This window comes from Kluyvera huaxiensis (assembly GCF_040149365.1).
Classification (GTDB): Bacteria; Pseudomonadota; Gammaproteobacteria; order Enterobacterales; family Enterobacteriaceae; genus Kluyvera; species Kluyvera intermedia_A.
The window spans coordinates 1-909 of the sequence record NZ_JBEFLV010000054.1 but is presented as its reverse complement, the minus strand read 5'-3'; the positions used below and the strand labels follow the sequence as shown (position 1 = coordinate 909).

The window sequence follows — 909 nt, the reverse complement described above, 5'->3', positions numbered from 1 at the left end:
GGCTCTGTTGCAAAAATCGTGAAGCTTGAGCATGCTTGGCGGAGATTGGACGGACGGAACGATGACGGATTTCAAGTGGCGCCATTTCCAGGGTGATGTGATCCTGTGGGCGGTGCGCTGGTATTGTCGCTATCCGATCAGCTATCGCGACCTTGAGGAAATGCTGGCGGAACGCGGCATTTCGGTCGACCATACGACGATCTATCGCTGGGTCCAGTGCTACGCCCCGGAGATGGAGAAGCGGCTGCGCTGGTTCTGGCGGCGTGGCTTTGATCCGAGCTGGCGCCTGGATGAAACCTACGTCAAGGTGCGGGGCAAGTGGACCTACCTGTACCGGGCAGTCGACAAGCGGGGCGACACGATCGATTTCTACCTGTCGCCGACCCGCAGCGCCAAGGCAGCGAAGCGGTTCCTGGGCAAGGCCCTGCGAGGCCTGAAGCACTGGGAAAAGCCTGCCACGCTCAATACCGACAAAGCGCCGAGCTATGGTGCAGCGATCACCGAATTGAAGCGCGAAGGAAAGCTGGACCGGGAGACGGCCCACCGGCAGGTGAAGTATCTCAATAACGTGATCGAGGCCGATCACGGAAAGCTCAAGATACTGATCAAGCCGGTGCGCGGTTTCAAATCGATCCCCACGGCCTATGCCACGATCAAGGGATTCGAAGTCATGCGAGCCCTGCGCAAAGGACAGGCTCGCCCCTGGTGCCTGCAGCCCGGCATCAGGGGCGAGGTGCGCCTTGTGGAGAGAGCTTTTGGCATTGGGCCCTCGGCGCTGACGGAGGCCATGGGCATGCTCAACCACCATTTCGCAGCAGCCGCCTGATCGGCGCAGAGCGACAGCCTACCTCTGACTGCCGCCAATCTTTGCAACAGAGCCTCCGTCGCCATGCTCACCTCGCTTTGGTG

At 60.6% G+C, this 909-nt stretch carries 1 protein-coding gene; it reads left to right on the top strand.

Annotation, left to right across the window (positions count from 1 at the left end):
• Positions 1 to 61: 61 nt before the first annotated feature.
• The gene (locus ABOC97_RS23875) at positions 62 to 826 is read left to right on the top strand and encodes an IS6-like element IS6100 family transposase (RefSeq protein ID WP_001389365.1); all 765 of its coding nucleotides are present in this window, start codon (positions 62 to 64) and stop codon (positions 824 to 826) included.
• Positions 827 to 909 lie beyond the last annotated feature (83 nt).

Bases quoted from the DNA above. Each gene is read 5' to 3' on its own strand.
- ABOC97_RS23875 (WP_001389365.1), top strand. From the start codon at position 62: ATGACGGATTTCAAGTGGCGCCATTTCCAGGGTGATGTGATCCTGTGG.